Annotated in this window: 26 protein-coding genes; 15 read left to right on the top strand and 11 right to left on the bottom strand. The window is 66.7% G+C overall.

The window, feature by feature from the left end:
* Positions 1–19: 19 nt before the first annotated feature.
* The 4 genes from ASC66_RS09075 to ASC66_RS09060 are packed head-to-tail and all read left to right on the top strand — an operon-like array spanning position 20 to position 5,504.
* Positions 20–2,191, top strand: coding sequence for an alpha-galactosidase (locus ASC66_RS09075; RefSeq protein WP_157509720.1), 2,172 nt, complete (start codon positions 20–22; stop codon positions 2,189–2,191).
* A 3-nt stretch (positions 2,192–2,194) separates the two neighbouring features.
* Positions 2,195–3,148 (top strand): carbohydrate ABC transporter permease, encoded by a 954-nt coding sequence (locus ASC66_RS09070; RefSeq protein WP_082492182.1) that lies wholly within the window; start codon positions 2,195–2,197, stop codon positions 3,146–3,148.
* Positions 3,149–3,156: 8 nt separating this feature from the next.
* Positions 3,157–4,098, top strand: a complete 942-nt coding sequence (locus ASC66_RS09065; protein WP_055837919.1) for a carbohydrate ABC transporter permease — start codon at positions 3,157–3,159, stop codon at positions 4,096–4,098.
* Between the two features lie 41 nt (positions 4,099–4,139).
* On the top strand, positions 4,140–5,504 hold the full coding sequence (locus ASC66_RS09060; protein ID WP_055837917.1) for an ABC transporter substrate-binding protein: 1,365 nt from the start codon (positions 4,140–4,142) through the stop codon (positions 5,502–5,504).
* 93 nt (positions 5,505–5,597) lie between these two features.
* Here ASC66_RS09060 and ASC66_RS09055 read toward each other — a convergent pair whose 3' ends face one another.
* The gene (locus tag ASC66_RS09055; RefSeq protein ID WP_055837914.1) at positions 5,598–5,903 is read right to left on the bottom strand and encodes an NIPSNAP family protein; all 306 of its coding nucleotides are present in this window, start codon (positions 5,901–5,903) and stop codon (positions 5,598–5,600) included.
* A gap of 122 nt (positions 5,904–6,025) precedes the next feature.
* Here ASC66_RS09055 and ASC66_RS09050 point away from each other — a divergent pair, with 122 nt between their 5' ends.
* Positions 6,026–6,250: a hypothetical protein gene (locus tag ASC66_RS09050; protein WP_157509719.1), complete on the top strand. Its 225-nt coding sequence runs from the start codon at positions 6,026–6,028 to the stop codon at positions 6,248–6,250.
* 64 nt (positions 6,251–6,314) lie between these two features.
* Here the strand turns inward: ASC66_RS09050 and ASC66_RS09045 are convergent, their stop codons facing one another.
* A complete protein-coding gene (locus ASC66_RS09045) occupies positions 6,315–7,181 on the bottom strand; it encodes an SDR family oxidoreductase (RefSeq protein WP_055837909.1) in 867 nt (288 codons plus the stop codon).
* A 66-nt stretch (positions 7,182–7,247) separates the two neighbouring features.
* Here ASC66_RS09045 and ASC66_RS09040 point away from each other — a divergent pair, with 66 nt between their 5' ends.
* Positions 7,248–7,583 carry a winged helix-turn-helix transcriptional regulator gene (locus ASC66_RS09040; protein ID WP_235496810.1) on the top strand — a complete coding sequence of 112 codons (336 nt, stop codon included), beginning with the start codon at positions 7,248–7,250 and terminating at the stop codon, positions 7,581–7,583.
* A 19-nt stretch (positions 7,584–7,602) separates the two neighbouring features.
* On the opposite strand, the gene ASC66_RS09035 is transcribed toward ASC66_RS09040, so the two are convergent.
* Together ASC66_RS09035 and ASC66_RS09030 are read right to left on the bottom strand one after the other, a co-directional pair.
* Positions 7,603–8,127, bottom strand: a complete 525-nt coding sequence (locus ASC66_RS09035; protein ID WP_055837900.1) for a GNAT family N-acetyltransferase — start codon at positions 8,125–8,127, stop codon at positions 7,603–7,605.
* A gap of 64 nt (positions 8,128–8,191) precedes the next feature.
* Positions 8,192–8,572, bottom strand: a complete 381-nt coding sequence (locus ASC66_RS09030; protein ID WP_055837899.1) for a hypothetical protein — start codon at positions 8,570–8,572, stop codon at positions 8,192–8,194.
* Between the two features lie 48 nt (positions 8,573–8,620).
* On the opposite strand from ASC66_RS09030, the gene ASC66_RS09025 reads away from it, so the two are divergent.
* Positions 8,621–9,391 (top strand): DeoR/GlpR family DNA-binding transcription regulator, encoded by a 771-nt coding sequence (locus ASC66_RS09025; RefSeq protein WP_055837894.1) that lies wholly within the window; start codon positions 8,621–8,623, stop codon positions 9,389–9,391.
* 46 nt (positions 9,392–9,437) lie between these two features.
* Here the strand turns inward: ASC66_RS09025 and ASC66_RS09020 are convergent, their stop codons facing one another.
* The gene (locus tag ASC66_RS09020; RefSeq protein WP_055837891.1) at positions 9,438–10,322 is read right to left on the bottom strand and encodes a formate/nitrite transporter family protein; all 885 of its coding nucleotides are present in this window, start codon (positions 10,320–10,322) and stop codon (positions 9,438–9,440) included.
* Positions 10,323–10,555: 233 nt separating this feature from the next.
* On the opposite strand from ASC66_RS09020, the gene ASC66_RS09015 reads away from it, so the two are divergent.
* Both ASC66_RS09015 and ASC66_RS09010 read left to right on the top strand, forming a co-directional pair.
* Entirely contained in the window at positions 10,556–11,506 is a 951-nt protein-coding gene (locus tag ASC66_RS09015) for a CorA family divalent cation transporter (protein ID WP_055837888.1), read from the top strand.
* Between the two features lie 54 nt (positions 11,507–11,560).
* Positions 11,561–12,058: a CinA family protein gene (locus ASC66_RS09010; RefSeq protein ID WP_055837885.1), complete on the top strand. Its 498-nt coding sequence runs from the start codon at positions 11,561–11,563 to the stop codon at positions 12,056–12,058.
* A gap of 8 nt (positions 12,059–12,066) precedes the next feature.
* Here ASC66_RS09010 and ASC66_RS09005 read toward each other — a convergent pair whose 3' ends face one another.
* The gene (locus ASC66_RS09005) at positions 12,067–12,531 is read right to left on the bottom strand and encodes a DUF3237 domain-containing protein (RefSeq protein ID WP_055837882.1); all 465 of its coding nucleotides are present in this window, start codon (positions 12,529–12,531) and stop codon (positions 12,067–12,069) included.
* 121 nt (positions 12,532–12,652) lie between these two features.
* Entirely contained in the window at positions 12,653–12,856 is a 204-nt protein-coding gene (locus ASC66_RS09000; RefSeq protein ID WP_055837879.1) for a hypothetical protein, read from the bottom strand.
* 182 nt (positions 12,857–13,038) lie between these two features.
* Between ASC66_RS09000 and ASC66_RS08995 the strand changes: the two genes are divergently transcribed.
* Complete coding sequence (locus ASC66_RS08995; protein WP_055838479.1) at positions 13,039–13,851, top strand: alpha/beta fold hydrolase; 813 nt, start codon at positions 13,039–13,041, stop codon at positions 13,849–13,851.
* Positions 13,852–13,950: 99 nt separating this feature from the next.
* The gene (locus ASC66_RS08990) at positions 13,951–14,448 is read left to right on the top strand and encodes a bifunctional nuclease family protein (RefSeq protein ID WP_055837877.1); all 498 of its coding nucleotides are present in this window, start codon (positions 13,951–13,953) and stop codon (positions 14,446–14,448) included.
* On the opposite strand, the gene ASC66_RS08985 is transcribed toward ASC66_RS08990, so the two are convergent.
* On the bottom strand, positions 14,439–15,137 hold the full coding sequence (locus ASC66_RS08985) for a YdeI/OmpD-associated family protein (RefSeq protein ID WP_055837874.1): 699 nt from the start codon (positions 15,135–15,137) through the stop codon (positions 14,439–14,441). The two genes, ASC66_RS08990 and ASC66_RS08985, sit on opposite strands and share 10 nt — an antisense overlap.
* A gap of 218 nt (positions 15,138–15,355) precedes the next feature.
* Between ASC66_RS08985 and ASC66_RS08980 the strand changes: the two genes are divergently transcribed.
* The 3 genes from ASC66_RS08980 to ASC66_RS08970 are packed head-to-tail and all read left to right on the top strand — an operon-like array spanning position 15,356 to position 18,780.
* Positions 15,356–15,997 carry a ScbR family autoregulator-binding transcription factor gene (locus ASC66_RS08980; RefSeq protein WP_055837871.1) on the top strand — a complete coding sequence of 214 codons (642 nt, stop codon included), beginning with the start codon at positions 15,356–15,358 and terminating at the stop codon, positions 15,995–15,997.
* Positions 15,998–16,057: 60 nt separating this feature from the next.
* Positions 16,058–17,452: an FAD-binding oxidoreductase gene (locus tag ASC66_RS08975; RefSeq protein WP_055837867.1), complete on the top strand. Its 1,395-nt coding sequence runs from the start codon at positions 16,058–16,060 to the stop codon at positions 17,450–17,452.
* Entirely contained in the window at positions 17,449–18,780 is a 1,332-nt protein-coding gene (locus ASC66_RS08970; RefSeq protein WP_082492180.1) for a class I SAM-dependent methyltransferase, read from the top strand. The genes ASC66_RS08975 and ASC66_RS08970 overlap by 4 nt, the downstream gene beginning before the upstream one ends.
* A 12-nt stretch (positions 18,781–18,792) precedes the next feature.
* Here the strand turns inward: ASC66_RS08970 and ASC66_RS08965 are convergent, their stop codons facing one another.
* The 3 genes from ASC66_RS08965 to ASC66_RS08955 all read right to left on the bottom strand — a co-directional run bounded on the left by ASC66_RS08965 (position 18,793) and on the right by ASC66_RS08955 (position 22,567).
* Positions 18,793–19,767 (bottom strand): DNA topoisomerase IB, encoded by a 975-nt coding sequence (locus ASC66_RS08965; protein WP_055837864.1) that lies wholly within the window; start codon positions 19,765–19,767, stop codon positions 18,793–18,795.
* 6 nt (positions 19,768–19,773) lie between these two features.
* The gene (locus tag ASC66_RS08960; RefSeq protein WP_157509718.1) at positions 19,774–20,025 is read right to left on the bottom strand and encodes a hypothetical protein; all 252 of its coding nucleotides are present in this window, start codon (positions 20,023–20,025) and stop codon (positions 19,774–19,776) included.
* Between the two features lie 103 nt (positions 20,026–20,128).
* Positions 20,129–22,567, bottom strand: coding sequence for an ATP-dependent DNA ligase (locus ASC66_RS08955; protein ID WP_055837859.1), 2,439 nt, complete (start codon positions 22,565–22,567; stop codon positions 20,129–20,131).
* Positions 22,568–22,666: 99 nt separating this feature from the next.
* Here ASC66_RS08955 and ku point away from each other — a divergent pair, with 99 nt between their 5' ends.
* Positions 22,667–23,524: a non-homologous end joining protein Ku gene (gene ku, locus ASC66_RS08950; RefSeq protein ID WP_055837856.1), complete on the top strand. Its 858-nt coding sequence runs from the start codon at positions 22,667–22,669 to the stop codon at positions 23,522–23,524.
* Positions 23,525–23,702: the final 178 nt, after the last annotated feature.

Genomic DNA, 23,702 nt, shown 5'->3' with positions numbered 1-23,702 from the left:
TATCGGCGAAGGAGCCACCATGACAGACGCCAGCGACCTGTTCCATTTGATGGCAGGCGGTGTCAGTGTGGTTGTCGATGCACGGGGAGCTGGTGTGCCAGCAGTCATCTACTGGGGCAAGGCACTGGGCGACCAGAGCGAGTCGGCGCTGGCGCAGCTCGTCTCCGCCGCGAGCCCCCAGATCGTGTCGAACAGCATCGACGTTCCGATCCCGCTGGCCATCCTCCCGGAGCAGTCCACCGGATGGATGGGCACCCCGGGCATCGCGGGCCATCGGGATGGCGGGAACTTCACCCTCGACCTCTCCCTGGCGGCCGCCGCGCGTGCCGAATCGCAGGACCAGCGTTTTGGCGGCAACCGATTCGTCGCAGAACTTGAGGATCGGCACTCCGGCTTGGCTGTGCTCCTCGAACTGGAACTCTCGGCGACCGGCGTGCTTCGGACCAGGGCGCGCGTGACGAACACCCGTCCGGATCACTACACGCTCGACGCACTGGTGCTCGCGCTCCCTGTTCCGCTTGAGGCTCAGGAGATCCTTGACTTCACCGGGCGACACGTTCGCGAGAGCAGCGCCCAGCGCCACGCCTTCACGATGGGCACGCACTCGAAGGAAGGCCGACACGGCCGCACCGGACACGACGCCTCGCTGCTCTACGCGGTGGGCGAGACTGGGTTCGGCTTCCGCAGCGGAGAGGTGTGGGGGGTTCAGCTCGCGTGGAGCGGAAACCACCGCAGCTACGCGGAGCGCCTTCCGAGCGGCCGCAGCGTGATCGGCGGCGGCGAACTCCTCCTGCCCGGTGAGACACGCCTTGGCGAGAACGAGTCCTACCAAAGCCCCTGGCTGTACGCGTCCTACGGTGACGGGCTCGACGAGCTCAGCGCGCGCTTCCACGGATTCCTTCGTGCACGTGTCGGGTACCCGACCAGCCCGCGCCCGGTCGTGCTCAACACCTGGGAAGCGGTGTACTTCGACCAGGACCTCGACACGCTCCTCGCGCTGGCAGACAAGGCGGCCGGTGTCGGCGTCGAGCGTTTCGTTCTCGACGACGGCTGGTTCCACGGGCGTCGCGACAAGACCGCCGGATTGGGGGACTGGCACATCGACCAGGACGTCTGGCCGGATGGCCTGGACCCACTCGTAGATCGTGTTCGTGAACACGGCATGCAATTCGGCCTCTGGTTTGAGCCGGAGATGATCAACCCCGACTCCGAGGCCGCTCGCACGCACCCGGAATGGATCATGTCGCCCGGGCACCGACTCCCGCCAACGGCCCGCTTCCAGCAGGTGCTTGACCTCGCCAATGCGGAGGCGTTCGCGCACGTGCTGACGAGCATGAGCGCGCTCATCGAGCGCTACAGCATCGATTTCATCAAGTGGGATCACAATCGCGACCTTGTGGATGCAGGGCATCCGGATGCAGGCATCGCCGGCGTTCACAACCAGACCGTTGCCTTCTACCGGCTGGTCGACACGCTTCGCGAGCGCTTCCCCGCGCTGGAGATCGAGGCCTGTTCCTCCGGCGGGGCACGCGCCGACCTCGAGGTCCTCGAACGGAGTGATCGCATCTGGGCGAGTGACTGCATCGATGCGCTCGAGCGTCAGCGGATTGAACGCTGGACGGGTCTGACCGTGCCGCCCGAGCTCATCGGCTCACATGTCGGCTCCGCCGTCGCCCACTCGACCAAACGCTCGCACGACATCTCCTTCCGGGCGGGAACCGCCCTCTTCGGCAGCTTCGGCATCGAACAGGACCTCTCGCAGGCGAGCGACAGCGAGCTCGAAGCGCTTCGGCAGTGGATTCTCCTCTATAAGGAGCACCGCAGCTGGATGCACCGTGGCACCGTCGTTCGCGGTGACCACCCGGACCCGTCCTACTGGGTTCGCGGCATTGTTGATGCGCAGCAGGACCAGGCCATCTATTCGTTCGTCGCGATGGCCACGGGCGTGCAGAATCCGCCCGGCGCGGTGCGGTTGCCCGGCCTCAAGCCGGGTACCACGTACCGCGTCAGTCCCCTCGCGCCCGGCGACGAGATCTTGACGTTCAACCACCACGCTGGTCCCGGGTGGTGGACGGCAGGTGTTGAACTAGATGGCGGTGTTTTGGCATCCGCCGGCCTTCAGGGCCCCGCGCTCGCCCCCGAGCACCTTGCACTGATACACGTCGTTGCGATCCCATCGGAAAAGAACTGAACCATGACCACACGAACAGTGACATCACCGCCGATGCGCGTTACGCCACCGCGCACCGCTGAACCACGTCGTGGGTTCACCCTCGGCCTCAAGCGCCGCGAAGCGATCACCGCCTGGCTCTTCGTGGCACCGGCATTGATCGGCTTCCTCGCGTTCTTCGTCTGGCCCGCCGTCAGAGGTTTCTACTACAGCTTCACCGATTTCGACCTGCTCACCGCGCCCGAATTCGTCGGTTTCGACAACTACGTGCGCATGGGGCAGGACCCCCTCTTCTGGAACGCACTCGGCACGACGAGCTACTACGTGCTGCTCAATATCGGGCTGCAGACGATCCTGGCCCTCGGGATCGCCGTTCTGATGCACCGACTGACGCAATCGATGGTTATCAGGGGCATCGTGATCCTGCCGTACCTCATCGCAAATGTGATCGCGGCGCTCGTTTGGTTCTACATGTTCGACTACCAGTTCGGCATCGTCAACGAGATCATCAACGCCATCGGGCTCGATCGCGTGGCGTTCTTCGGCCAGAGCGAGTGGGCGATCCCGACGGTGGCATTCATCAACGTGTGGCGCCACATGGGTTACACGGCACTTCTCATTTTCGCCGGGCTCCAGACGATTCCCAAGGAGGTCTACGAAGCGGGCGCGATCGACGGCGGCTCCGAATGGCGGATGTTCCGCAGCATCACGCTCCCGCTCTTGCGACCCGTGCTCGCGATGGTGCTCGTCATCACCGTGACCGGCTCCTTCCAGATCTTCGACACGATCGCCGTCACCACGCAGGGCGGGCCGGTCAACGCGACTCGAGTCATCAATTACTACATCTACGACGTCGCGTTCAACCGCTTCGATTTCGGATACGGCTCGGCAATGGCCCTCGCACTCTTCCTGCTGCTCGCAGTATTCACGTTCCTTCAGTTGCGCCTCACCCGCGCCAACCAGTCCGACTTGGGATGAGCCGCATCATGACCTCCACTTCTTTGAACCGTGCAGTGAACCCCAACCCCAGCGCACAGAGTCGGCAACTTCCGACTCGAGCGCGACTGGGCAGAATCCTTGGCTGGATCGTGCTCGGGGCCGTGATGCTCATCACACTGTTCCCCTTCTATTGGATGCTGCGCACCTCGTTTTCAACGACGACCTCGCTGGGCAGCGCACCGGGGTCATTCCTGCCGGTCGACTTCACGCTCGGCGCCTATGAACGCGTTCTCGGGTTGTCGACGCCGGCCGAGGCGCTCGCCGAAGGCGGCTCCGGTGCATCGATCAACTTCTGGGCATATCTGCGTAACTCGCTCTTGGTCGCAACCGTGACCACGGTCGGGCAGGTGCTCTTCTGCTCCATGGCGGCTTACGCCTTCGCGCGCTTGCAGTGGCGCGGGCGTGACCTCGTCTTCGCCGCCTTCATCACCGCGTTGATGGTCCCGCCCATCTTCACGACGATCCCCAACTTCGTCACGATCCGGGAGCTCGGCCTTCTCAACACCTATGCCGGCATCATCCTCCCGACACTGCTCATGACGCCGTTCGCGGTCTTCTTCCTCCGGCAGTTCTTCCTCGGCATCAGCCGCGAAGTGGAAGAGGCGGCCATCATCGATGGCGCCGGAGCGGTCAGACGGTTCTTCCAGGTGATCCTTCCACTCGGCTCCTCGGCCATTGCGACCCTCGCAATCCTCACGTACATCACCTCCTGGAACGAGTACTTCTGGCCGCTACTCGTTGGCCGCGATGAGAGTGTTCGAGTGCTCACCGTCGGTCTCGGCGTCTTCCGCTCGCAAACGCCGCAGGGCGGACCCGACTGGGCCGGCCTGATGGCGGCAACCCTCATCGCAGCGCTTCCGATCCTGATCCTCTTCGTCTTCCTCGGCAGACGGGTAATCAATTCGATCGGCTACTCCGGCGTCAAATGACGCTCAGCACGACCACATCACAGCACCAAGAAAGGAACGCAATGAACAAGAAGAAGGCCATCCTCGCGGCCCTCGCAGCAATGCCGCTGGTATTGCTCACCGCATGTTCTGGAGGCGGAACGACCGGTGGCGACGCAGCCGCGAGCGGATCGATCACCTACTGGCTGTGGGACTCCAATCAGCAGCCCGCCTACGAGCAGTGCGCGACGGATTTCGCTGCGGCGAACCCGGGCTCAACGGTCAAGATCGAACAGTACGGCTGGGATGACTACTTCCAGACGCTCACGACGAGCCTGGTCGGCGGCAACGCCCCGGACGTCATCACCAACCACGCCGCGTTCTTCCCGCAGCTGGCGAGCACCGGGCAGCTGCTCGCTCTTGACGATGTCGTCGAGTCCGAGAAGATCAACCTTGACGACTACCAGGCGGGGATGCCCGAGCTCTGGATCGGTGAGGACGGCAAGCGCTACGGTCTCCCCAAGGATTGGGACACGGTCGCCACCATCTACAACGCCGACTACCTTGCGGCCGCCGGGCTCGCCCCCGAAGACCTCCAGGATCTGAGCTGGAACCCGGAGAACGGCGGCACGTGGGAGGCCACGATCGCGCACCTCTCTGTCGACAAGAATGGCGTGCGCGGAGACGAGGCAGGCTTCGACCCGAAGAACGTCGAGGTCTACGGCCTCGGGTTGAAGGCCAAGTCCGGCATCGGGGCCTTCGGCCAGACCCAGTGGAGCCCCTACGCCCTGAGCAACGACTGGACCTACGCGGACAAGAACCCGTTCGGCACCGAGTTCAACTACGCCGAATCGGGCTACATCGACTCGATCGCGTGGTGGCGTTCGCTCATCACCAAGGGCTTCATGCCCAGCTACGAGGCCGCGTCATCCGGTGTCGGCATCAAGGACGCCTACGGTGCGGGCCGCTATGCCCTCGTCACCGACGGAAGCTGGAACGCGCGCAGCTACTTCAGCTTCGACGGCATCACCAGCGGAATCGCTCCACTGCCCAAGGGCCCGGACGGCGAACGAGCAGGAATCCTGAATGGTCTCGCCGACTCGGTGCTCGCCTCAACCGACAACCCCGAGCTGTCAAAGAAGTGGGTCGGTTACCTCGCCTCAACCGCCTGCCAGGATGTCGTGGCCGAAGCCGCAGTCGTGTTCCCTGCACTCACGAGCTCCAGCGAGAAGGCGCGAGCCGCATTCGAGGCTGCCGGCATTGACCCTGCTGTCTACTACGACGCGGTTGCCGCCGGAGAGACCGAGCTCGCCCCGATCGCCAATCACTGGGTCGACATCATGGCGATCATGGAGCCCGCGGTCGAGTCGGTCCTGATCTTCGAATCGGAGCCGGAGTCGTTGAAGGACGCGGCGGAGGACGTCAACCTGCTGTTCGCCAACGACTAAAGCTCGTCTGGATACAACGAACGCCCTGGGCCAATCGGCTCCAGGGCGTTCGTCGTCGGCTGGCGAATGGCGCAAGGCCTCGTATGCGATGCCCTACTCGAAGACGGGGGTGAGGAAGCGGCGTTCGTAGCGGCGGATGCACTGCGTCTTCCTCGCGAAATCGAACGCTGCGATGCACTCCGGGTCGGAGGCCGCCGCAATCCGGTACTGCTCATAGCTCGCAAAGGAATCGAAGCTGAAGAGCGCGAACGCCTCGTCGCTGTCTCCCTCGCTCGGAAGGAAGTAGCCGTGATGCGTGCCGCCGAGCCTATTGACGAGCCGGATCCATTCCTGACCGTAGGCGCGGAAGTCCTCGAGCTTGTCGGCGTCGATCTCGTAGCGGAGGTGGATCGTGATCATGGGGCTTCCGTCTCTCTGAGTTGAGCTGTGGCTGCGTGTGGTCGCTCTGTGTGTTCATTGTCGCGCACGGCGATGGCCTCGCCCGTCCCTGCGGCGTCGAGGAGCACGGGCAGAATGGAGGCATGACTTCTCGTGCCCCACGCCGCTGGATGGTCGTGGTCTTCGGCATACTCGCGGCGTGGCTGCTCGGTGCGCTCGTCGTGCGGCTGGGGCTCGACTGGGCCGACACCTTCCCCTACAGCCCGGCGTCCGAGATCCGCTATCTCGTCATCGCCGGTCTTGCGCTCACGATTGCAATCGGCGGGTCGATTGCGAGCGTCGTCATCGCTCGGCGACTTAAGCGCTAGCCGTCGGAGACCGGCCCGAGCGCCCCGGGGGATTGATGCCCAGGGCGCTCGCGGCATTCGCGCGCTACGCGGCGTTGACCTCGGCCAGCCATGCGGAGACCGAGCGCGGCTCGAGCTCCAGGAGCTGCTGGGCGCTGTTGGCCAGGGCGATCGTGTTGCCGTCCTGAGCGCCGAGCGCCTCGTAGAGCCCGACGACCGGTGCTGAGGCATCCGCTCCGAACAGCGGCGTGATGAGCACGCCGAACTCGGCGGGGGAGACCGCCTCGAAGCGGACGTCGCGGCCCAGGTGGGCGGCGAAGCCGGCGGCGAGGTCGGCGCCGGTGAGCGCCGGGTTGTGGCCGACGGCGATGGTGCCATCGATTGAGGGATCGGTGAGGAGGCGCACGACGGTGGCCGCGACATCCAGGTGCGAGCTCCACGACACGGGGTAGTCCGCGCGCAGCGGGTAGCGCAGCACGCCGTCCTCTGCCGCCGGGCCGGCGACCATGGGCAACAGCAGGTTCTCGAGGTACAGGCGCGGGGCGACGACCGCGAACGGGACTCCGGTTGCTTCGATGCCTCGGATCAGCGTCATGATGGCGCTGTCGGCGGCCGCCTGCAGCGGCGACTCGGGGTCGTCGACGATCTGACCGCTGGTGGAGACGACGACGCGGGCGGGACGCGCCTGGTCAACCGCCTCGACGACCGACGCGGCGAAGCCGGCCAACTGTTCGGGGGCACCGAGCGGAAGGTGGACGAACACGCCCTCCGCGCCGCGGTAGGCGTCGGCGAGGGATGCGGCGTCCGCGAAGTCCACCGTCACCGCTCCGGCGCCGGCCGATAGGCCCGCGGGGGTGCGGACCGCTGCGGTCGCATCCTTGCCAGCGGAGAGCAGTGAGGAGAGAACGGGGGAACCTTGGGCGCCGGTGGCGCCATGCACGATGTAAACCATTCGTCCATTAGTGCATATGATGCACTGGTTACGTCAAATGCACTAATGGGAACTCGGAGGAAAGTCGTGGCAACAGATATGGTGCCGGAATGCGGCGTCGCCCGCTTCCTGACGCTCTTCGACGGACCGTGGGCGACGCTCATTGTGCGTGAGCTCCTGCACGGCCCGCATCGCTTCACCGAACTGCGCACCGCGCTCCCCGGCATCAGCGCGCACACCCTGACCAACAGGCTGCGGCGCTTCGAGGAGCACGGGATCGTCACGCGCACGGTCTACGCGGAGATCCCGCCCAGAGTGGTCTACGAGTTGACGCCGCTCGGCCATGAGCTGCGCCAGGTGCTGGACGCAATGAACGCCTGGGGCACCGCCGCCCCAGATTCCACCTTCGTCTCGGTCGCGTGAGCTGAGCTGATGTCGCTGCTCAGCCGATCCGGCGAGCGAGCACCTGCCCTGGCCAATCCTGAGGGTCTTTCTCGACCGTGAACGTGTCGGTGCGGGTGTACCCGCACGACTCATAGAAGCCGATGAGCTCGCCCGAGCCTCCCGCGTAGCAATCGACCCGCAACAGACCCACGCCGGCGTCCGCGGCTCGTTCGTCTGCAAGCGCGAGCAAGCGACGGCCGGTGCCCTTCGCGCGAGGGTCGCGCGAGCCGATGAGCGAGCGCACGTAGAGCTCTGGCTCGGTGGCGGCTGGCACGTACCCTCCGGCGTCGCCGAGCACGAGCAGGCCGCAGACGCCCAGCTCGGGCTGCGTCGCCACCCAGCTCTCCGACCCGGTGCACCACTCCGCGACTCGCTCCTCCCACAACGTCTGGCCCGTGAACGGCTCTGTGCCCCACTGGCCGGTATTGCCGATCCGCACGAACCACGCGATCGCCTCATCGAACAGCCGCAGTACGGCGGGAGCATCAGCCGGTACGGATCGGCGCAAGATGGCGGCAGTCATCCCGTCATCCTATTGGCGACTCAGGCGAGCATTCCCCCGCATCGTCGGCCATCGGCGTGCAGAGCTACGCCTGCTTCAGCTGGTGGCCCGGCACCTCCTCGAGCGCGAAGTACACAGGGATGCCGCGCTCCCTCGCGATCGCGACGTCCTGATCCGCGCCGGCCGAGGCGCCGGGCAGCCGCAACACGGCGTCGCAGTGCTGCAGCAGCCGTTCGGCCGTCGGGTACATGATCTCTGTCGCGATGGGATCGGCCACGCTCGTCCCGCCGGCGCCGCGGAGCACGGGAAGCGCCACCCACTCGCCGATCATCGGGATGTGGCCGGCCCGGAAGATCGGCCAGGCCGCCTGTTCGAGCTGCGCGAGGTTGGCGGCCAGCCGAGCGGGGTCGTCTCCGGTTCCCGAGCGGTAGGGGCCTGCGATGAGAATGAGAAGCGGTGTCGTCATGTTGGCATGGTAACGTGCATAAACGTTAAAAAACAAGGAGAAACACGAATGCTTGCGGCGCAACGACACGAGTACCTGCTGGAGAAACTTCGTACGGAGCGCAAGGTCGTCGCCAAGGAGGTCGCGGCCGAACTCCGTCTCTCGGAGGACAGCATCCGGCGTGACCTGCGGGAACTCGCCGCGGCCGGCAAGTGCCAGCGCGTCTACGGCGGAGCACTGCCGATCTCCGCCGCGATCGCCGACTACGAGACCCGTACGGAGCTGAATGTCGTCGGCAAACAGTCCGTGGCCCGGGCCGCGGCCGCGCTGATCGAGCCCGGCCAGACCGTCATCCTCGATGGGGGAACCACCACGCTGGAGCTCGTGCGCGAACTGGATCGCGAGCTCGCGCTGACGGTCGTCACGCACAGCCCGACCATCGCCGTCGCCCTGCTTGGGCACCCGAACATCGAGGTGTTCATGCTGGGCGGCAGACTCTTCAAACACTCCGCCGTCACCTGCGGCGCCGCAGCCGTCGAGGCCGCCGCGCAGGTCAACGCCGATCTGTTCTTCGTCGGTGTGACCGGGGTGCACCCCGAGACCGGCTTCACGACGGATGACGCCGACGAAGCGGCGATGAAGCGCACGCTCGCGCGTCACTCCGCCGACACCTACGTGCTCGCCGACGCCGACAAGATCGGCACGGCATCCCGCTTCGTCGTGCTCCGGGCCCCCGAGATCGCGGGGCTGATCACCGATGCGCCGCGCAGCTCGCCGACGCTGGGCCTGCTCGCTGAGGGCGGGCTGTCGATCACCTACGCGAGCACCCGCCAGGACTGAGCCGGTGCTGCATCCGGCATCCGCCCGACACAGCACCGGTTGAGCGTCACGCCGAGGTCACGTCCTGGAGTTCGCGCTCGGCGTTCGTCGCCTCGCTGCTGCGCGAGAGCGTTCGACGCGGAGTGATCACCCGGGGCGCCTTCGTGCGAGAGTGCGTCAGGTACAGGGGGATGGCCGTGAAGACGATGCCGCCGACGAGGTTGCCGATCACGGTGGGGATCTCGTTCCAGACCAGGTAGTCCATGATCGTGAAGTCGCCGCCGAGCAGCAGGCCGGAGGGGAAGAGGAACATGTTGACGATCGAGTGCTCGAAGCCCATGAAGAAGAAGAGCATGATGGGCATCCACATGGCCATGATCTTGCCGGGAACGTCCTTGGCGATCAGCGCCAAGACCACGCCGGTGGAGACCATCCAGTTGCAGAGCACGCCGCGGATGAACAGGGTGAGCATGCCGCCGAAGCCGTGTTCGGCGTAGCCGACGGTGCGGCCCTCGCCGATGTGGCCGATCGCCTCGCCGACCTCGTTGGGCGGAACGGAGAAGCCATAGGTGACCACGATCGCCATAAGCACGGCGACGGTGAAGGCGCCAATGAAGTTGCCGACGAAGACCAGACCCCAGTTGCGGAGGACGCCGCCGAGCGTGACGCCTGGGCGCTTGTCCATCCACGCGAGCGGGCCGAGCACGAACACCCCGGTCAGCAGGTCGTAGCCGAGCAGGTAGAGCATGATGAAGCCGACGGGGAAGAGCACCGCGCCGAGCAGCGGGATGCCGGTCGTCACACTGACCGTGATGGCGAACGCGGCGGCGATGGTCAGCATCGCACCGCCCATGGTTGCGCGCACGAGCGTGTCGCGCGTGGACATGAAAATCTTCGACTCTCCCGCATCGATCAACGTCGAGACGAGATCGGCCGGCTTCACATAGGACATGGGATTCCTTTCAAGGTCGGTGCTTGGGGCCCCGCGTGGCGGGCTGTGGCCGACACTATTCGCGCACCGTTTCAGCCCCGTGTCCCTGACGGTCTCCGTTCGTTTCCGTCACCTCTCGGCCCCGGCGAGCTCGTGTGAGGCCACCGATGAATGCGCAAGCCTCAATCGCCGAACCGTGTTTGTGCTTACAGTGGTGGATGGAAGGGTGATCTCCGATCTGGACGGAGCCGGACATGACTGAGCAATCCGAGACGACCGATGGCTGGTCCTGGAGCCGACTGGTCAACCCCGAGCCGAGCGAGCTCGCGGCGGTGCAGGAACGCTTCGACCTGCATCCGATTGTGATGGCCGATCTCGAAGAGCGGCGCCGGCATCCAAAATTGGAACGCTTCGGCGACTGCCTGTACCTCACCGTCTGGGATGTTGACAGCGAGAGCGACGGGCACGCGAAGACGGACACCGAGCTCGCGCTCCTCTTCACCGATCGAGAGCTTCTCATCATCCAGTGGGGGCCGGCCGCGCAACTCCGAGACCTCGACGCCCTGCTGAGCGCACACGGCCCCGTGCCGGTGACGTCGCCGATCTCCGCGGTCTACCGTGTTCTCGACGCCGTCGTGCGGGACTTTGCCGACCTTGCAGCTCAGGTCGAGCGCGAACTCGACGACGTCGAGGCCGAGGTCTTCGACAGCGAGGTGCACGAGGACTACCGGCGCATCTATCGGCTGCGCCAGCGGATCGGCCGAATCGACCGTGCGATCACCGGTCTTGTGGAAGCCCTCGAGACGGGTCGGCGCGAGTTCGAAGACGCCATCGCCGCCGAGCCTGAACTGCGCCCGTACTTCATCCACCTTGCGCATGATGCCGACGGAGTGAATCGGCTCGCCACCGCCGAGCATGCAGCACTGGACGCCGCCGTCTCCAGCCACGAGAGCAACGTGTCCGCCCGGCAGAACAAAGACATGCGCACCATCTCAGCGTTCGCTGCGCTGCTCGCAATCCCCACCGTCATCGCCGGGGTCTTCGGCATGAACTTCAAGAACCTGCCCCCCACGCAATGGGAATATGGCTGGATCGTCATCAGCGTCGCTATCGTCGCTCTCGACCTCGTCGCCTACTTCATGTTCCGGCGCCGCGGTTGGCTCGGCAAAGCCCCGAACGAACGCGGCGCCGGCCGTGATTCCTGAGATTCGCAAGCGTGTGTCTCGTCCCGAGACGTTGGAGAGAGGGCCGTCGGCGCCGTGAACCGTACCGACCATGAACGCTTGTCGCGGGCGCTCGCCGAGGAGCTGGCCGAGCTCGCTCTCCAGCGCGGCATCCGCATCGCGGTTGCGGAGTCACTGACCTGCGGGCTCATCGCGACGACGTTGGGCGCGGCGCCCGATGCCTCGGAGTGGTTCGCGGGCGGAGTCGTGGCGTACAGCAATCACGTCAAGACGGTGACCCTCGGCGTGCCGCCAGGGCCGGTGATCACCGCGAAATGCGCGCGCGAGATGAAGGACGGGATCATCGCCCTCCTCGGCGCCGAGTACGCGGTTGCGGTCACGGGGGTTGGCGGGCCGGGGGAGGAGGAAAGCAAGCCGGCAGGCCGGGTCTACATCTGCAGCGGTGACAGTGAATCATCGTTGCAGTTCACGCATGACTTTCCGGGTGACCCGGAATCGGTTCTCGCCGCGACCGTCTTTCATGCGTTGCGCGCTCTGCTGGAAGCCCTACAGCGAGAGCCATCGCCCGTGTGAGGGGTGAGTCAGCGCAGCTCGAAGACTCGAATGCAGACCAATCCCGGCTCTGGCCTCGCCATGCCGATGAACTGCCGTTCGGCGAGCCAGCGGTGCGCGGGGGCGTCCGTTTGGAACACCGGCGCGCTCCGGTAGTAGAGCTCGTCCTCGCCCACCGGCTCCCCGGCCGCGAGCCGGCGCTCGAGACCGTCTGAGGCAACGTAGTAGCCGCGATTCACCACGTCGATGATCGCCCCGTCCTCGGCTTCGATCAGATAGCGCGCATCGAGCTGCGCGACGTCCCCGCGGGCGACCCACCAGTCGCCGCCGCCCGCTAGGACACGACCAGTCAGGCGCGGGCCGGTGACGGTGCCGCCCGTGATCGGCGTGAATCCGAGGACTTCGTCGTCCCCGCGGCCGACGTGCCGCTCTGCACCGACCTCGACCCGCAACTCGAAGGCGAACTCGAGACGTGGCTCAAGAAAGCCAGTCATCGGAGCTCCCCGTCTGCGCGGTCATCGCAGTGCCCGGTGTCGATCATCCCGCTCCTTCGCGTTATGTGCTGAGCCAACAGTAGTGGGCGGCACCCCGGCGCTGCGGATATCGGCTGGTCGGCTACTCCAGCATGCCGGTGTCCTCGCCGATGTTCTCATCGAGCGGGTCCCCGAGTACGCCGGTCCGTTCGCCCTCGGCATCCTCGGCTGCGTCGACGTTCGTCGACTCGTCGCCGCGCTCCGGCTCAACGCGTTCGCCAGCCATGTTGAGGTCATCCTCCATCTGCTGCGGATCGTTGAGCCGGTTGTCACTCATGTCACTCATGTCACTGCCTCCTTGTAGTGTTCGGCTCGTGCCGTTTCCGTCGCTCGAATCCGGTTCATGCCGACAGGCTAGATCGGGCGGCCGCCGCCCTGAAAGGGATTGACTAACCGCCGCTCGCCAGTCGTGCCACGGCGCACCGTCGAAATGCGCCGCTCGCGCAGATTCGCGGGAGAATGGCAGGCATGAGCCCTGCCTTCCCCGCCCTCACCGAGATGCCGAGCCCGCAGTTCGTGATGGCGGCCGACGGACGCCGCATCGCCACCTATCTCTGGGGCGATGACGATGCGCCGACTGTGCTGTGTGTGCACGGTTTCGCATCGAGCTGCCGCGACAACTGGGTGAACACCGGCTGGGTGCGCGATCTGACGCGGGCCGGATTCCGCGTGCTCAGCGTCGACCAGCGCGGCCACGGTGCCAGCGACAAGCCGCACGAGGCCGAGGGTTTCAGCATGGATGCCTTCGTCGATGACCTCGTGACGGTGCTCGACACCTACATGCTCGAGAGCGTGCTCTATGCCGGCTACTCCCTCGGCGCGCGCGTCGGCTGGCAGCTCGCCGTCGCTCACCCGGAGTTGGTGGAGCGGGCGGTGCTCGGCGGCATCCCGGACGGCCGACCCCTCGCCCGGCTGCAGATCGATCAGGCGCGCGCCTTCGTCGAGCAGGGCACACCGATCGAGGACCCGGTGACGCAGAACTACGTGAGGCTCTCCGAGCGCGTCGAAGGCAACGACCTGCGCGCCCTCGTGGCGCTCGCCGAGGGCATGCGTCTCGGCGATGCCGACCCGGATGTCACGCACCCGCCGATGCAGCCGATCCTCTTCGCCACCGGAAGCGACGACGCGATCCTCGAGCAATCGCGGGCACTGGCTGCCGCGACCCCGAACGGCTCCTTCATCGAGTTGCCGCGGCGGCACCACTTCAACGCCCCGGGCTCCCGGGTGTTCCGCGAGGCGGCGCTGGACTTCTTCGGAGGCGGGGCCGGCACAGCGGCCTGAGCCGGCGGCATCCGCAGGGTCGTGTGAATAGTTGAGCCGTCAAACGCTCAGCGGACGTACGATGGCCCTGTCTCGCCCGACGTCTCGACGGGAGTCGCCATGGTCAAGGTTCACGTGCTCGGAGTCGCGCTCGACGCCGAGGGTCAGCACATCATCCTGCTGAAGCCGGTGCGCGATGCGCCGGGCGCCGGTCGTGTGCTGCCGATCTGGATCGGGGAGCAGGAGGCGACGTCGACGCTCTTCGCCCTGGGCGGGGACAAGCCGCCGCGGCCGCTGACACACGACCTGATGAAGACCCTCGTCGAATCCCTCGGCGCCCACATCGAACGGGTGGACGTGACCCGGATCGCCGATGGCACCTTCTACGCGGAGATCACTCTCGTCACCCCTCGCGGCCCCCTCATTCTCGATGCCAGGCCGTCGGATTCGGTGGCCCTCGCGGTACGCACGGAGGCACCGCTCTTCGTCGCGGACGAGGTGTTGGAGGAGGCCGGGATCCCCGCCGAGCTGGTGGAGACGGTCAGCGTCGAGGAGGACGCGCTTGACGAGTTCAAGAAGTTTTTGGACGACGTCGACCCGGAGGATTTTCAGGGCTGAGCTGGACCATCGGGGCCGGGGTGACTGCCACCCGCTGCACGGGCGGCCTCCGCGGCCCGCTCCACCCACTTCGGCACCTCGCCGTAGCGCTGGAACGGCACGAGCAGCCCGGCCGCGCTGTCGTCGATGAGTTGCGTCAGGCGGCGGTCGCGGGTGGCCTCCTGCTTCGCGGAGAGCAACCAGTGGGTGACCACGCGCCGATAGGTCGCCGTGGCGCTCTCCCAGAATGCGGATGCCGCCGGGCTCGCGGACAGCCGGGCCGCAGCCTCGGGCGGCAGCTCTTGGTCGGGGTTCTCGTGGGAGTAGATGCCCGAGCGGTCTGCGCGCCGGCGCTCGAACGCCGCGATGCCGGCCGGGTGCATCCTCCCCTCGGCGGTGAGCTTCTCAACCAGGGCGATGTTGACGCTCGACCAGGTGCTCGTGCTCTTCCGCGGTGTCCAGCGCTGCCGCCTGGCGTCGTCGTCGATCCGCTGCGCGACGGAGTCGATCCAGCCGAAGCAGAGAGCCTCGGGCACCGCCTGTTCCCACGTCAGCCCACGCCCTGGCACATGTTTCTTGTACAGGCCCATCCAGAGTTCCGTCGCGGTGGCGTGGTTGGCCTCCAGCCAGGCGCGGAACTCCTCCGGACCATCGAAGAAGACGGCCGGCCGCTCCGGCGTGCCGCCCGGCGTACCACCCGGTGTGCTCATGGCACGAGTCTGCCAGACGCTGCCGACACCCCGCAGCCGATCCAGTTTCTGAATTGAGTCCACTGTCCACTATGCAAAGAACCGTCCGGTTGGTATGTTTACATCTGTAGGAGTCGCGTGCGACGCCTGCAGTGACGGGCAGAATTGGGGGCTGCCCGTCACCATCGAGGCTCCGGCTCGCTGGATAGGATTGCTCTCGCGGCGGAGGTGGGGGAGCAATGGCACAGCAGGACCGGGCGATTCAGACGCGGGAGCGCATCGTCACCGGCGCCGCGGCCGCCTTCTACCGCGTCGGCTACGCGGACGCGTCGATCGCGACCATCGCCGAGACCGCCGGGGTCACCAAGGGCGCTCTGTACTTTCACTTCAGCTCCAAGGAAGAGATCGCGCGCGCCGTCATCGACGAGCAGCACCGCCGCGTCACGGTTGCGGCGGCCGAGATATTCGAGGCGACCGCCAGCCCGGCCGAGACGATGATGCTCATGTGTGCCGACCTGGCCGGGTGGCTCGTGAGGGACGTGGTCGTGCGCGCCGGGATCCGATTGACAACGGGTGGGGCCATCTTCGACCCGCCGACGCGGGCGCCATACGACGACTGGTTGGCGACCTTCGAGGACCTCGTCGGCCGCGCCGTCGACGCGGGGGAGTTCCGCCAGGGCACCGACCCGGCACGGCTCGCCCACTTCATCATCCCGTCGTTCACCGGCGTGCAGCTGCTGTCGGATGTGCTGACCAACATGGCCGACCTCACGACGCGCGTCGGCGAGCTGTGGGACGTACTCCTCGCCGCCTTCGCCGAGCCCGACCGGCTTGACGGGATGCTTGCGCTCAGATTTCGGATCTTCGGACCGGCCAGCTGAGCTCGCTCACACGCTGAGCTGACCCTCGCGCTGAGCGCGCACGAGGGATAGCGTGGACGCGTGCCCGCAGCTGTGGTCGACGAGCGGAGCGCTTACGCCGCCGGCGTGGAGCGCCTTCTGGCGAGCTATCGCGCGCTGCCGGCTGCGGCGCCGGTGCGCCTGGCCAAGCCCACCTCGAACCTCTTCCGAACCCGCCGAAAGGCCGGCGCACCCGGGCTCGACACCTCCGGCCTCACCGGCGTGATCGCGGTCGACGTCGAGGCACGAACGGCGGATGTCGCCGGCATGTGCACGTACGAAGACCTCGTGGCCGCGACGCTCCAGCACGGCCTGGCGCCGCTGGTCGTTCCACAACTGAAGACGATCACCCTCGGCGGCGCGGTCACCGGGCTCGGCATCGAGTCGACGTCCTTCCGTAACGGTCTGCCGCACGAATCGGTGCTGGAGATGGACATCATCACCGGTGCCGGCGAGGTGGTCACCGCCTCGCCCACAGAGAACCCCGAGCTCTTCCGGGCCTTCCCCAACTCCTACGGAACGCTCGGCTACGCGGTGCGCCTGCGCATCGAGCTCGAGCCGGTAGCACCGTTCGTCGCGCTCCGACACGTGCGCTTCCGCTCCGTCGCCGAACTGCTGCAGGCGATGGCCGGGATCATCGAGTCGGGTGCATTCGACGGCATTGCCGTCGACTACCTCGATGGGGTGGTGTTCGGCGCCGACGAGAGCTACCTCTGCCTGGGCACGCAGAGCGCGGAATCCGGCCCCGTCAGCGACTACACGGATCAGGGCATCTACTACCGCTCGATCCAACACGCGCGGGGCGTGACGGCGGATCGCCTGAGCATCGCCGACTACCTGTGGCGGTGGGACACGGACTGGTTCTGGTGCTCAGAGGCGTTCGGTGCGCAGAACCCAGGCATCCGCCGGCTCTGGCCGCGTCGCTACCGGCGCAGCAGCTTCTACTCGAAGCTGATGGCCTATGAACAGCGCTTCCACATCGGCGACCGCATCGAGAAACTCAAGGGCCTGCCGCCGCGCGAGCGCGTGGTGCAAGACATCGAGGTGCCGATCGAGCGCTGCGCGGAGTTCCTGGGTTGGTTCCTCGCCACGGTCGCGATCACGCCGATCTGGCTCTGCCCGCTCCGGCTGCGCGGCGACGAGGCGTGGCCGCTCTACCCGCTCCAGCCGGGGCGGAACTACGTCAATGTCGGCTTCTGGTCGACGGTGCCGATCAGCTCCAGCCCCGGCGCCGTGGACTACGGGGCGACCAACCGACTGATCGAGCGCGAGGTCGGCGCGCTCGAGGGGCACAAATCGCTGTACTCCGACTCCTACTACTCCCCGCAGGAGTTCGACGAGCTCTACGGCGGGGACGCCTACCGGGCGGTGAAGCGGCGGTTTGACCCCGATTCCCGCCTCCTCGACCTCTACGCGAAGGCGGTGCAACGACGATGACGACCACCAAGGGCAGGGCATCCACGGGCCAACGGATGCCGGACACCGCAGAGCCTGGAGGCAAGCTCAGCCTCGCCGCCGTGCTCGAGATCCTCGCCGGCGGCCGCCTCCCGCTGCGCTTCACCGCCTACGACGGCAGCACGGCCGGACCGCCGGACGCGCCATTCGCACTGGATCTGAAGACGCCGCGCGGAACGAGCTACCTCGCAACGGGCGGCGGCGACCTCGGATTGGCCCGGGCATACATCGCCGGCGACCTCGAGATTCGCGGCGTGCACCCCGGCGACCCCTATGAGCTGCTCAAGACGCTCGCCGACAGTCTCGTCTTCACCCGCCCGCCGGCGCGGACGATGCTGGAGATCGTGCGCTCCATCGGCATCGAGCACCTGCGCCCGATCGCCCCGCCGCCCGGCGAGGCGCCGCCCCGTTGGCGCCGTGTCGCCGAGGGCATGCGGCACAGCAAGGCCCGTGACGCCGAGGCGATCCACCACCACTACGACGTGTCGAACACCTTCTATGAGTTCGTGCTCGGGCCGTCAATGACCTACACCTGCGCCTGCTACCCGGACGACGCCGCCGGGCTCGATGCGGCCCAGGAGAACAAGTATCGGCTCGTGTTCGAGAAGCTGCGCCTGCGGCCCGGCGACCGTCTGCTTGACGTCGGCTGTGGCTGGGGCGGCATGGTGCGGTACGCCGCGCGGCGCGGCGTCCGGGCCACCGGCGTGACGCTCTCGCGCGAACAGACCGCCTGGGCGAAGCGGGCCATCGCTGAGGAAGGGCTCGACGAGCTGGCCGAGGTGCGTTACGGCGACTACCGCGACATCGTCGAGGGTCGCTTCGACGCGGTCTCGTCGATCGGCCTGCTCGAGCACATCGGCGTGCGCAACTACCCCGCCTACTTCGAGTTCCTGCAGTCCAGACTGCGACCGGGCGGGCTGCTGCTCAACCACTGCATCACCCGACCGGAGAATCGCACCGCACCGGCTGCCCGCGGTTTCATCGACCGCTACGTGTTCCCCGACGGCGAATTGACCGGCTCCGGGCGCATCATCACCGACGCGCAGGATGCCGGCCTCGAGGTGCTGCACGAAGAGAATCTGCGCCAGCATTACGCACTCACGCTGCGTGACTGGTGCGCCAATCTGGTCGAGCACTGGGACGAGGCCGTTGCCGAGGTGGGACTCCCCACCGCGAAGGTCTGGGGCCTCTACATGGCCGGCTCGCGGCTCGGCTTCGAGAACAATGGGATCCAGCTGCACCAGGTGCTCATGGCGAAGCCGGGCGGGCCGAGCGACGAGCTACCGCTGCGGCCATGGTGGACGCCCTAGCGGCCACGGGGTTCAGCTCGGATCACCGAGGATGAGCGCGCGGACCGCCCTTTCCGGTGCGAAGGAGCCGGTCGCGAGCACGCGTCCATCGCGGTATCGATCAAACAGCCGGGGGTCGATGTAGTTCGCGCGTGCAATCGCGGGGGTGTTGCCGAGGGCGAGTGCGGTGACCGCCGTTGCCCGCACGATCGCCTGCTTCCTGGCACGGGCGTCATCCTGCGTCCCCTCGGCCGCCAGCGCCTGAGCCGCCAGAACGGTGCCGTGCAGGGTGCGGAAGTCCTTGGCGGTGAAGTCCCCGTGGGTGCGGGCACGCACGTACTCGTTCACCTCGCTCGCGTGCAGCGTTCGCCACACGGCGCCGTCTTTCCACGCCAGAAGACGGGCGTCGGGACCGCGGCGCTTCAGCGAGCGCACGGCAGCCGCGAGGTCGTGGTCGGTGGTTTCCGACGACCAGTCGACGGCCCCCTTGCCGACGAACTCCAGCAGCACGGTGTCACCGCGAACATGGGCATCGGATCCGAGCAGCGTCGTGAGCCCCCGGCTGCCGTGTGCTCGCTCATAGCGCTCACTCCCGACGCGGAGCAATGCGCTGTCCAGGAGCCGGAATGCCACGGCCAGCGCGCGTTCGCGGGTGCCGGGCGCCCCACGGAGGTCGCGCGTCACCACTGCTCTGGCGCTCGGCAGGCTCACCGCCAGCTCCAGCGCCCTGTCGTATTTCTGGCGCGCGCGGGCCCGGCTCCACTGCTCGTGGTAGATGTATTGCCTGCGCCCCTGGGAGTCGGTGCCGACCACTTGGATGTGTGCGTTCGGCTGGGGTGCGATCCAGACCATGGTCCAGGCCGGCGGGATGCTCAGCGCCGTGACACGCGCGCAGCGCTCCTCGTCGGTGATGACGCGGCCGCGTTCGTCGAGCACCCGCATTCCGGTGCCGTTTCTGCGCAGGGTCCAACCCGGGGCCGACGGGTCGGCCGTTCGAAGCCGCACCATCGGGTGTCAGTGCCCGCCCTCGAGGGCGGATCCGACCGCTGTGGAGATGTCGGTGCGCGAGACGTTCAGCCCCGATTCCCTGCTGCGTTCGACCACCACGGCCTCGATGTCGGCGCGCGGATGCGAGGCTCCGAGATCGGAGACCGTCTGGGCGATGATGCCAGTGAGCTTGTCCCTGTCCGAGACGTCGTCGACGTCCATGATCGGTTCATCCTGGGTGCCGACGGATTCTTCGTCTGGCATCTCTTTTGCGTTCATCCCGGCTGTGTCCATTGCTCGCACTCCATCTGCTCGAGGAACCCCCACGATACGGCCAGGCCCCGTGCGGGGAAACGGCTTGACTTCCGCAGGGATGCGAGAGCTAAGGAGACCCCGGATGCTCTCGCGCCACGTCGCTCGGGCTCTTGTCCATGCGCCATCCGCGCCACGACGGCTGCCGCAGCTGCCCTGTCGATGTCCACTCGAAGAACTCGACCTCCGCGACGAGATCGGGTCTCACCCAGTGGGCGTCTCTGGCGACCGACTCCGGCACGTCGATGAACGGGCTCCTCGTGCTGGCACGGCCGGCCATGCTAGTGCGGGCGTCGTCCAGGGCCTTCGAGCTGAATCCGGTGCCGACGCGGCCGACGTAGCGGAGGCCATCATCCGTCGGAACTCCAAGCAGCAGAGAGCCGATGCTGTCGCGCCTGGCCCCGTTGCCCGGCCGCCAGCCGCCGATGACGACCTCCTGCGTGCGGAGGTGTTTGAACTTGAGCCAGTCGGTTGAGCGTCGCCCCGGCTTGTAGGGGCCGTCGCGTCGTTTCGCCACGACGCCCTCCAGGCCGAGATCTTCGCTGACGTCCAGGGCGGCATCCAGCCCCACCGTGATGGCGGCGGGCAGCACCACCTTCTGCGTTGGCGCGAGTGCGTGCTCGAGTCGGCTGCGGCGTTCGTCGTAACTGCTCTCGATGAGCGGGACGCCGTCGAGCTCGAGCACGTCGAAAACGATGAACTGCACGGGCACGCTCTGCGCAGCGCGTTCAACCTCGCGCTCCCCGGTGAGCCCCATCCGGGTCTGGAGTCGCCCGAAGTCCGGCCGCCCCGCACTGTCGGGTGCGACGATCTCACCGTCAAGAACGGCGTGCCCCGTGTGTGCCGCTGCCCGCAGCAACGCCTCGATCAGCTCGGGGTAGCTCCGGCTGAGATCGATCCCGTTTCGACTCGAGAGTTCAGCGGTTCCGGCATTGGCGTCGACGACGGCGATGGCACGGATGCCGTCCCACTTCATTTCGATGGCCCACTCGTCTTCGTCGTCGAGCCCGGCGCGCTCAGCGAGCGTCGCCAGCATCGGCGCCAGCTCGCCGCGCTGCCTCATCTCGTCCGCAACCGCGCCGGAGGTCTCGGCGCTGTGCCTGCTCCATTCGTGGTCTGGCGTCTGCGCCTTCATGCGGTGCAGGAGCCAGGAGGCTCCTTTGCCGTCGGTGGCCGGAGTCGTGCGGATGAGTGCGACCCGGGTCGGCGCGCCCAGGCCACCGCCCGCTCGCCCGTGCAGCGAGACGATCACCTCGTCCTCCCGCCACTTCTCGAGCTCGTAGTCGCCGGTATCCCAGATCTCCACCGTTCCCGCGCCGTACTCCCCGCGGGGAATCACGCCCTCGAAGTCCGCGTACTCGACCGGGTGATCCTCGGTCTGCACCGCGAGCCGATTGTTTTGCGCATCGCCGGGCATGCCCCTCGGGAGAGCCCAGGAGACGAGCACCCCGTCGTGTTCGAGCCGGAAGTCGAAGTGGTGGCCGCGGGCATGGTGCTCCTGGATGACGAAGCGACGGCCGGGGCTTGCGGCGATCGCATCCGGTATCGGCTCTGGGGTCTTGGAGGCGTCGCGGCGCTCGCGGTAGTGGGCGAGCCGGTCTCCCTGCCCCGGCCGCTTCCCACTCGAGATGCCCGCCAGCGGGTCGCCACGCTCCTGGACCCGGCGGAGGGTCTCCCGGAAATCGAGCTGGCGGAGATTCTTCGACATCAGCTCCCGCCAGGTGCGTGGCGCTGCGACCATCGGCTGCAGCTTCCCGCGCAGAGAGTACGGCGCGACGGTCGTCTTGGCCTCGCGATTCTGGCTCCAATCGATGAACACCTTGCCTGGTCGGAGCGCCCGCGACATGGAACTCACGATGTCATCTGGGTGTTCGGCCTCCAGGGCGCGCGCCAGTTCGTGCGCGACCTCTGTGACGTCGTCGCCGGACTGCTTGCCATCGAGGGCCGCGTAGAGGTGGATACCCTTGCTGCCGCTTGTCACAGGCATGGGATCCAGCCCCATGTCGCGCAGTATTCCGCGCGCGAGCACGGCGATTTCGGCGCACTCCGCGAGCGAGACCCCGTCGCCGGGGTCGAGGTCGAGCACGAGGCGGTCCGGGTTCTGTCGCTTGCCCTGGGCATCGAATCGCCACTGCGGAACGTGGATCTCCAGCGCCGCGATCTGCCCGAGCCAGGCGAGGGTCGCGGCATCGTTGACCAGCGGGTACGAGTTTTCGTGGTCGGAATGCTGGATCTCGCGTCGCAGAACCCAGTCTGGCGCCGAATCACCGAGGTTCTTCTGGAAGAAGACCTCACCGGGCTCGTCGGCGGTGCCAACGCCGTGCACCCATCGTTTGCGGGTCGCCGGGCGGTCTGCGATGTGGGGGAGCATCACATCGGCGATGGACATGTAGTAGTCGATCACCTCTGCTTTGGTCGTTCCCGTCTCGGGGTAGAGGACCTTGTCGAGGTTGCTGAGCTTGAGCGTGTGGCCACCGATCGAGACCACCGACTGCTGCTTCGATGCCATCCTCCGAGCATCCTCCTCTCGCCCGCACTACGCCATACCCTTGACGGGCCTTCTCCCCGTGCCCTAGACCCGTGACCCCATCGGGTGTGTACTGGAGCCATGAGAGCGATCTGGAAAGGCTCGGTTGCATTCGGATTGGTGAACGTGCCGGTCAAGCTCTACAGCGCGACTGAAGACCACGACATCCCGCTCCACCAGGTGCACGACAAGGACGGCGGCCGGATCCGCTACCAACGCAAGTGCGAGGCCTGCGGTCGCATCATCGACTACGAGCACATCGACAAGGCCTATGTCGAGGATGACGCCACGGTCGTGCTCAGCAGCAAGGAACTGGCCGGCCTGCCAGCCGAGCGCAGCCGCGAAATCGAGATCGTCGAGTTCGTTCCGAGCGCCCAGCTCGATCCAATCATGCTCGATCGCAGCTACTACCTCGAACCGGATTCGACATCGCCGAAGGCCTACGTGCTGCTGCGGCGCACACTGGAGTCGACGGAGCTGACGGCGATCGTGCGTTTCGCGCTGCGCCAGAAGACACGGCTGGGCGCTCTGCGCGTGCGCGACAAAGCGCTCATGCTGCAGTCGCTGCTCTGGGACGACGAGATCCGCACCCCGGAGTTCCCCGCGCTCTCGACCCGGGTGAATCTCTCGAGCAAGGAGCTTGAGATGTCATCGGCGCTCGTCTCCTCGTTCGCCTCCGATTTCGAACCGTCGCAATACACGGATGAGTATCAGCTGCAGCTCCGGAAGCTCATCGACGAGAGGTTGAAGACGGGCACAACGGTGGACACCGCGGCCACCTTCGGCGAGGAGGAGCAGCAGGGCGGTGACGTCATTGATCTGATGGACGCGTTGCGTCGCAGTATCGAGAAGAACAAGACGACGAAGGGGCGGGGCAAGGGCACCGCAGCGAAAGTGCCGGCCCGCAGCAGTCGCAAGAAGGCACAAAAGGGCGCGTGAGCACGAGCGATCCTTCCGCTGGGGAAAGGCCCTCGTGCGCAAATGAGCAGTGCTCAGAGAACTGAACGAGCGTACACTTAGCTCAGGTTGTCCAGCCCAGACCCCGCCGGCCAATCACGACGCGCGAGGCTGCTGTTCGACTTCTCCGATGCCAGGCGGCATGGTGTTGAGATGAATG

It is taken from the genome of Leifsonia sp. Root4 (genome assembly GCF_001425085.1).
Classification (GTDB): domain Bacteria; phylum Actinomycetota; class Actinomycetes; order Actinomycetales; family Microbacteriaceae; genus Microterricola.
The sequence above is the reverse complement of the archived record's forward strand: the minus strand, read 5'-3'. Positions and strand labels throughout refer to the sequence as shown.

What these genes read in the sequence shown, in the direction of transcription:
- ASC66_RS09075 (WP_157509720.1), top strand. Translation starts at nt 20, where the DNA reads ATGACAGACGCCAGCGACCTGTTCCATTTGATGGCAGGCGGTGTCAGT.
- ASC66_RS09070 (WP_082492182.1), top strand. Translation starts at nt 2,195, where the DNA reads ATGACCACACGAACAGTGACATCACCGCCGATGCGCGTTACGCCACCG.
- ASC66_RS09065 (WP_055837919.1), top strand. Translation starts at nt 3,157, where the DNA reads ATGACCTCCACTTCTTTGAACCGTGCAGTGAACCCCAACCCCAGCGCA.
- ASC66_RS09060 (WP_055837917.1), top strand. Translation starts at nt 4,140, where the DNA reads ATGAACAAGAAGAAGGCCATCCTCGCGGCCCTCGCAGCAATGCCGCTG.
- ASC66_RS09055 (WP_055837914.1), bottom strand. Translation starts at nt 5,903, where the DNA reads ATGATCACGATCCACCTCCGCTACGAGATCGACGCCGACAAGCTCGAG.
- ASC66_RS09050 (WP_157509719.1), top strand. Translation starts at nt 6,026, where the DNA reads ATGACTTCTCGTGCCCCACGCCGCTGGATGGTCGTGGTCTTCGGCATA.
- ASC66_RS09045 (WP_055837909.1), bottom strand. Translation starts at nt 7,181, where the DNA reads ATGGTTTACATCGTGCATGGCGCCACCGGCGCCCAAGGTTCCCCCGTT.
- ASC66_RS09035 (WP_055837900.1), bottom strand. Translation starts at nt 8,127, where the DNA reads ATGACTGCCGCCATCTTGCGCCGATCCGTACCGGCTGATGCTCCCGCC.
- ASC66_RS09030 (WP_055837899.1), bottom strand. Translation starts at nt 8,572, where the DNA reads ATGACGACACCGCTTCTCATTCTCATCGCAGGCCCCTACCGCTCGGGA.
- ASC66_RS09025 (WP_055837894.1), top strand. Translation starts at nt 8,621, where the DNA reads ATGCTTGCGGCGCAACGACACGAGTACCTGCTGGAGAAACTTCGTACG.
- ASC66_RS09020 (WP_055837891.1), bottom strand. Translation starts at nt 10,322, where the DNA reads ATGTCCTATGTGAAGCCGGCCGATCTCGTCTCGACGTTGATCGATGCG.
- ASC66_RS09015 (WP_055837888.1), top strand. Translation starts at nt 10,556, where the DNA reads ATGACTGAGCAATCCGAGACGACCGATGGCTGGTCCTGGAGCCGACTG.
- ASC66_RS09005 (WP_055837882.1), bottom strand. Translation starts at nt 12,531, where the DNA reads ATGACTGGCTTTCTTGAGCCACGTCTCGAGTTCGCCTTCGAGTTGCGG.
- ASC66_RS09000 (WP_055837879.1), bottom strand. Translation starts at nt 12,856, where the DNA reads ATGAGTGACATGAGTGACAACCGGCTCAACGATCCGCAGCAGATGGAG.
- ASC66_RS08995 (WP_055838479.1), top strand. Translation starts at nt 13,039, where the DNA reads ATGAGCCCTGCCTTCCCCGCCCTCACCGAGATGCCGAGCCCGCAGTTC.
- ASC66_RS08990 (WP_055837877.1), top strand. Translation starts at nt 13,951, where the DNA reads ATGGTCAAGGTTCACGTGCTCGGAGTCGCGCTCGACGCCGAGGGTCAG.
- ASC66_RS08985 (WP_055837874.1), bottom strand. Translation starts at nt 15,137, where the DNA reads ATGAGCACACCGGGTGGTACGCCGGGCGGCACGCCGGAGCGGCCGGCC.
- ASC66_RS08980 (WP_055837871.1), top strand. Translation starts at nt 15,356, where the DNA reads ATGGCACAGCAGGACCGGGCGATTCAGACGCGGGAGCGCATCGTCACC.
- ASC66_RS08970 (WP_082492180.1), top strand. Translation starts at nt 17,449, where the DNA reads ATGACGACCACCAAGGGCAGGGCATCCACGGGCCAACGGATGCCGGAC.
- ASC66_RS08965 (WP_055837864.1), bottom strand. Translation starts at nt 19,767, where the DNA reads ATGGTGCGGCTTCGAACGGCCGACCCGTCGGCCCCGGGTTGGACCCTG.
- ASC66_RS08960 (WP_157509718.1), bottom strand. Translation starts at nt 20,025, where the DNA reads ATGAACGCAAAAGAGATGCCAGACGAAGAATCCGTCGGCACCCAGGAT.
- ASC66_RS08955 (WP_055837859.1), bottom strand. Translation starts at nt 22,567, where the DNA reads ATGGCATCGAAGCAGCAGTCGGTGGTCTCGATCGGTGGCCACACGCTC.
- ku (WP_055837856.1), top strand. Translation starts at nt 22,667, where the DNA reads ATGAGAGCGATCTGGAAAGGCTCGGTTGCATTCGGATTGGTGAACGTG.